A 6,232-nucleotide genomic window follows, 5' to 3' on the forward strand; every position below is an offset into this window, starting at 1 on the left:
AGCCTCCTTTGCGACCTGACGAGGAAGGCCGGCAGGATGCAGGACGGGACTGCGTCCAATCCTGATGCAAAGCTGATGAAATCCGCGCTGGCATATGCCTTGCACCCGTTCAGGCATCAGCACGCAGGCCAACGACGGAAAGCGTGTCGGGACAATGGCGTCGTCAAAGGCATTGCGCGTGCCCCGGACGGCGTTTTTTTTGCAAGGTGAACACACGATGAACGAACCATCAGTCGGCCCTCTGGCTTGGGTCCATGGCAGCGATGCCCCGGAAAAGAGCGCCATTAATCTTGGTTTCATGGCCCTGAGCGACTGCGCTTCGGTGGTGGTTGCCGCCACCCAGGGCTTTGCCCAGCCCTACGGCCTGACCCTGAACCTCAAGCGCCAGGCTTCCTGGGCCAATCTGCGGGACAAGCTGGTCAGCGGCGAACTGGATGCCGCCCACGGTCTGTACGGCCTGATCTACGCGGTGCACCTGGGCATTGGCGGCGTGGCCGCGACCGACATGGCGGTGCTCATGGGCCTGAACCAGAACGGCCAGAGCATCAATCTTTCCCGTGGCTTGCAGGGGCTGGGCGTGACCGGTCCTGAAGCACTGCACCGGCACGTGCACCAAACTCGCACAAAACTGACCTTCGCCCAGACCTTCCCCACCGGCACCCACGCCATGTGGCTGTATTACTGGCTCGCAAGCCAAGGCATTCATCCGCTGCTGGATGTCGACAGCGTGGTGGTGCCGCCGCCGCAAATGGTTGCGCACCTGCAGGCCGGGCGGATCGATGGTTTCTGCGTCGGTGAGCCATGGTCGGCGAGCGCGGTGCAGCAGGATCTGGGTTTCACTCTGGCGACGACTCAGGCCATCTGGCCCGATCACCCGGAAAAAGTCCTCGGCTGCACCCGCGCCTTCGTCGAGCAATATCCCAATACGGCTCGCGTGCTGGTGATGGCGATTCTCGAGGCCAGCCGCTTCATCGAGGACAGCCACGAAAATCGTCGCAGTACCGCGCAGCTGCTCAGCGCGCCGCAGTACCTGGATGCCCCCGTGGAATGCATCGAACCGCGCCTGTTGGGCGATTACGCCGACGGCCTTGGCAATCGCTGGCAGGACCCGCACGCCTTGCGCTTCCATGGCGATGGCGAGGTGAATCTGCCATACCTGTCCGACGGCATGTGGTTCATGACCCAGTTCCGCCGCTGGGGGCTGTTGCGTGACGACCCGGATTACCTGGCCGTGGCCCGTCAGGTCCAGCAACTGGAGCTGTACCGCGAGGCTGCCAGCGCCGTGGGCGTCGCGAACCTGGGCAAGGAAATGCGCAGCAGCCAGCTGATCGACGGCAAGGTCTGGGACGGCTCCGATCCGGCGGGTTACGCCCGTGGCTTCAAATTGCATGCGATGAGCGACAGCGCCCATCGTTTCGCCAGCCGCTGACAGGAGACCACGAACATGTTGCGTATCCTGCTGATCAACGACACTGCAAAAAAGGTCGGGCGCCTGAAGGCGGCCCTCACCGAAGCCGGCTTCGAGGTGATCGATGAATCCGGGTTGACCATCGACCTGCCCGAACGCGTCGAAACGGTGCGTCCGGACGTGATTCTGATCGATACCGAGTCACCGGGCCGTGATGTGATGGAGCAAGTGGTGCTGGTCAGCCGTGACCAGCCGCGGCCGATCGTGATGTTCACCGACGAACACGACCCCGATGTGATGCGCCAGGCGATCAAGTCCGGCGTCAGCGCCTACATCGTCGAAGGCATCCACGCCCAGCGCCTGCAGCCGATCCTCGACGTGGCCATGGCGCGCTTTGAAAGCGACCAGGCCCTGCGCGCCCAACTGCACGCCCGCGACCAGCAACTGGCCGAGCGCAAGCGCATCGAGCTGGCCAAGGGGCTGCTGATGAAGATGAAGGACTGCAACGAGGAAGAGGCCTACACCCTGATGCGCCGCCAGGCGATGAGCCGCCAGCAGAAGCTGATACAGGTGGCGGAGCAGATTATTGCGATGAGTGAATTGCTCGGCTGAGGCCCGTTATCAAGACAAAACACAACCCCTTTAGCAGCTGGCGAAGCCTGCGTCCGGCTGCGAAGCAGTCGTAAAATCAGCCATCGCGGTCTTTCAGGTAGACCCCGCATTCAGGTTTTGCGACTGCTGCGCAGCCGGACGCAGGCTTCGCCAGCTGCTACAGGTCTGTGCGTTGGCACAAATCTCGCTAAGCAATCAATACAGGTAACCAACGGCGGTTGCCCCACCTACGACAAAGACGTCGCTCACCCCCTTCGCCCATGGCGAATCGGGTAGCGGCGTTTTTTGTTTTGGCCCCATAGCCCGGGGCCGGTGGTGCCGCCCGGCGGCGCCCCGACTGACTCCCGTTCGAGACTCCTTTCAGCTGAGGTGCGCGATGAATTCAAGCTTCTGGAAATCCGGCCATACCCCGACCCTGTTCTCGGCCTTCCTCTATTTCGACCTGAGCTTCATGGTCTGGTACCTGCTCGGCCCTCTGGCGGTGCAGATCGCCGCCGACCTGCACCTGACCACCCAGCAACGCGGAATGGTCGTAGCAACGCCGATTCTGGCGGGAGCGATCCTGCGTTTCGTGATGGGCATGCTGGCCGATCGTCTGTCGCCGAAAACCGCCGGCCTGATCGGCCAGGTGATCGTCATCTGCGCGCTGTTCGGCGCCTGGAAACTCGGCATCCACAGCTACGAGCAGGCATTGCTGCTGGGGCTGTTCCTCGGCATGGCCGGCGCATCCTTCGCCGTGGCCCTGCCGCTGGCGTCGCAATGGTATCCGCCGCAGCATCAGGGCAAGGCCATGGGCATCGCCGGGGCCGGCAACTCGGGCACCGTGCTGGCGGCGCTGATCGCACCGGTACTGGCGGCGGCGTTCGGCTGGAGCAACGTCTTCGGCTTCGCCCTGATCCCGCTGATCCTGACCCTGATCGTCTTCGCATGGCTGGCGAAAAACGCTCCAGAGCGGCCAAAAGCCAAGTCGATGGCCGACTACTTCAAGGCCCTGGGCGACCGTGACAGCTGGTGGTTCATGTTCTTCTACAGCGTGACCTTCGGCGGCTTCATCGGCCTGGCCAGCGCCCTGCCCGGCTACTTCAACGACCAATACGGCCTGAGCCCGGTCACCGCCGGCTACTACACCGCTGCCTGCGTGTTCGGTGGCAGCCTGATGCGCCCTCTGGGCGGTGCCCTGGCGGATCGCTTCGGCGGCATCCGCACTTTGCTGGGGATGTACACCGTGGCGGCGATCTGCATCGCGGCCGTGGGTTTCAACCTGCCAAGCTCCTACGCGGCGCTGGCACTGTTTGTGTGCACCATGCTCGGTCTGGGTGCCGGCAATGGCGCGGTGTTTCAGCTGGTACCGCAGCGCTTCCGTCGGGAAATCGGTGTGATGACCGGGCTGATCGGCATGGCCGGCGGCATCGGCGGTTTCGCACTGGCCGCCGGTATGGGCGCGATCAAGCAAAGCACCGGCAGCTACCAGATGGCGCTGTGGTTGTTCGCGAGCCTCGCGGTACTGGCCTGGTTCGGCCTGCACGGCGTGAAACGTCGCTGGAGAACCACCTGGGGTTCGGCCGCCGTGACGGCTGCGCGGGTCTGAGATCGCCATGAGCCTGCAACTGAGTTTTGCCGAAGCCAGCGCCACTGGGCCGCGCGAGGAAAACCAGGACGCCCTGCGCCTGGTCACGCCGGCCCCGGCACTGGCCGCGAGCAAGGGTTACCTATTCGCCATCGCCGACGGCGTCAGCCAGTGCGCCGATGGTGGCCTGGCCGCCCGCTCGACCTTGCAGGCTCTGGCACTGGATTACTACGCCACACCGGAAACCTGGGGCGTCGCCCAGGCGCTGGATCGCCTGCTGCTGGCACAGAACCGCTGGTTGCAGGCCAATGGCGGCGGGCAACCGCTGCTGACCACGGTCAGTGCGCTGGTCATGCGTGGCCGACGCTTTACTCTGGCCCATGTCGGCGATTGCCGGGTCTATCGCTGGCATGCCGATCAGTTGCAGCGGGTCAGCGAAGACCATGTGTGGGATCAACCTGGCATGCAGCACGTCCTCAAGCGTGCGCTGGGGCTCGATCAGCATCTGGTGCTGGATTTTCTCGACGGTGAACTGCGGGTCGATGAGAGCTTCGTGCTGCTCAGCGACGGCGTCTGGGCGGTGCTCGGGGATACGGCGATTGCGGCGATCCTGCGCGACCAACCCGATCTCGACAGTGCTGCGCAGACTTTGGTGAATGCGGCGCATCTGGCCGGCAGCCAGGACAACGCCAGCGCCATGCTGGTGCGGGTCGATGCCCTGGGGGAAACCAGCATCGGCGATGCGCTGATTCATTTGCAGCAATGGCCGCTGCCGCCGGCGCTGAAACCGGGTCAGGACTTCGAGGGCTGGAAGATCGAAAGCATTGTCGCCCAGAGCCAGCAGTCACTGCTGTATCGGGTGCGTGATGCCCAACAACAGCCCTGGCTGCTGAAAACCCTGCCCGGCGCGCTGCGCGATGATCATCTGGCCGGGCAAGCGTTGCTGTCGGAGGAATGGTTTCTCAAGCGGGTTGCGGGCCGGCATTTTCCTGAAGTCCATGCGGCCGGTCAGCGTCAGCATTTGTACTACGTGATGCGGGAATATTCCGGCGTCACCCTGGCGCAGCTGTTTGCGCAGAGCGGGCCGTTGCCGCTGGCCCAGTGGCAGGAGTTGGCCGAACGCCTGCTCAAGGCGGTCGGTCTGCTGCATCGCCGGCAGATCCTGCATCGGGACATCAAGCCGGAGAACCTGTTGCTGGGGGACGACGGCGAGTTGCGCCTGCTGGACTTCGGTCTGGCCTGGTGCCCCGGTCTGTCCGAAGACCAGCCCTTCACCCTGCCCGGCACCCCGAGCTATATCGCACCGGAAGGGTTTCGCGGTGACAAGCCGGCGCCGCAGCAGGACCTGTATGCGGTGGGTGTGACGCTGTATTACCTGCTCACCGGGCACTACCCCTATGGCGAAATCGAGGCTTTCCAGCGTCCGCGCTTCGGCGTGCCGGTCAACCCCAGTCGCTATCGCCCGGATCTGCCGGAATGGCTGACGCAGAGCCTGGAGCGCGCGGTGGCGGCGGATCCGGCCCAGCGCTTTGAAACGGCGGAGGAATGGTTGCTGCTGATGGAACAGGGGGAACGCCGCAGTCTGAACGTACGCCCCCGGCCCCTGCTGGAACGGGAGCCGCTGAAGGTCTGGCGTGCGCTGGCGCTGGGCTCGTTGTTGATCAATCTGGCGCTGTTGTTTGCGCTGTTTCATGGCTGACGGTTGGCCATGACGAATACTCCAAATGAGGACAACACGATGAACGCAAAAGTCTGGCTGGTCGGTGCAGGGCCTGGTGATCCGGAACTGCTGACGCTCAAAGCCGTGCGGGCGATGAGAGAAGCGGATGTCGTGCTGATAGATGATCTGGTGAATGACGCAGTTCTTGAGCACTGTGGCGACGCGCGGATCATTCCCGTGGGCAAACGTGGCGGTTGCCGCTCGACGCCGCAGGAATTCATCCATCGCTTGATGCTGCGTTACGCGCGCCAGGGCAAATGCGTGGTGCGGCTCAAGGGTGGTGATCCGTGCATTTTCGGGCGTGGTGGCGAGGAAGCTGATTGGCTGCGTGAACGTGGGGTCGAGGTGGAGCTGGTCAATGGCATCACCGCCGGGCTTGCGGGCGCCACGCAATGCGATATTCCGCTGACACTGCGCGGGGTAGCACGGGGCGTGACGCTGGTGACGGCCCATACCCAGGACGGCAGCAGCCTGAACTGGCGGGCGCTGGCACAGGGTGGGACGACCCTGGTGATCTACATGGGCGTGGCCAAACTCGGGGAAATCCGTGAGCAGTTGCTGGCTGGCGGGATGGTGGCGGATACGCCGGTGGCGATGATCGAAAACGCTTCGCTGCCCCATCAGCGGGAGTGTCGCAGCGATCTGACAGCCATGGAGGAAGACGCCCTCGCCTTCGAACTCAAAAGCCCGGCGATCCTTGTAATCGGCGAAGTCGCCGCAGAAAAGATCAAAGGATCGCAGCAGCCGGGATGTATGCAAAACCTGTGGGAGCGTGGCTTGCCCGCGAATGGTGGTCAACGATGACGCTGGGTATCTGATGCCCCGCGGTGGCTGGGCCTCCATCGCGAGCAAGCTCGGCTCCTACAAAGACGATGCAGTAGCCGGGATGGATGCAATACCTGTAGGAGCGAGCTTGCTCGCGATG

At 63.7% G+C, this 6,232-nt stretch carries 5 protein-coding genes; all 5 read left to right on the forward strand.

Annotation, left to right across the window (positions count from 1 at the left end; genetic code table 11):
• Positions 1–217: 217 nt before the first annotated feature.
• On the forward strand, positions 218–1,429 hold the full coding sequence (locus K9857_RS10315) for a CmpA/NrtA family ABC transporter substrate-binding protein (protein WP_224535449.1): 1,212 nt from the start codon (positions 218–220) through the stop codon (positions 1,427–1,429).
• A 15-nt stretch (positions 1,430–1,444) separates the two neighbouring features.
• Positions 1,445–2,020, forward strand: coding sequence for an ANTAR domain-containing response regulator (locus K9857_RS10320; protein WP_090323954.1), 576 nt, complete (start codon positions 1,445–1,447; stop codon positions 2,018–2,020).
• A gap of 376 nt (positions 2,021–2,396) precedes the next feature.
• Entirely contained in the window at positions 2,397–3,608 is a 1,212-nt protein-coding gene (locus K9857_RS10325; protein WP_224535450.1) for a nitrate/nitrite transporter, read from the forward strand.
• A gap of 7 nt (positions 3,609–3,615) precedes the next feature.
• Positions 3,616–5,286 (forward strand): bifunctional protein-serine/threonine kinase/phosphatase, encoded by a 1,671-nt coding sequence (locus K9857_RS10330; protein ID WP_224535451.1) that lies wholly within the window; start codon positions 3,616–3,618, stop codon positions 5,284–5,286.
• Between the two features lie 39 nt (positions 5,287–5,325).
• Complete coding sequence (cobA, locus tag K9857_RS10335) at positions 5,326–6,111, forward strand: uroporphyrinogen-III C-methyltransferase (RefSeq protein ID WP_224535452.1); 786 nt, start codon at positions 5,326–5,328, stop codon at positions 6,109–6,111.
• Positions 6,112–6,232: the final 121 nt, after the last annotated feature.

This window comes from Pseudomonas sp. REP124, assembly GCF_020164475.1.
GTDB lineage: Bacteria > Pseudomonadota > Gammaproteobacteria > Pseudomonadales > Pseudomonadaceae > Aquipseudomonas.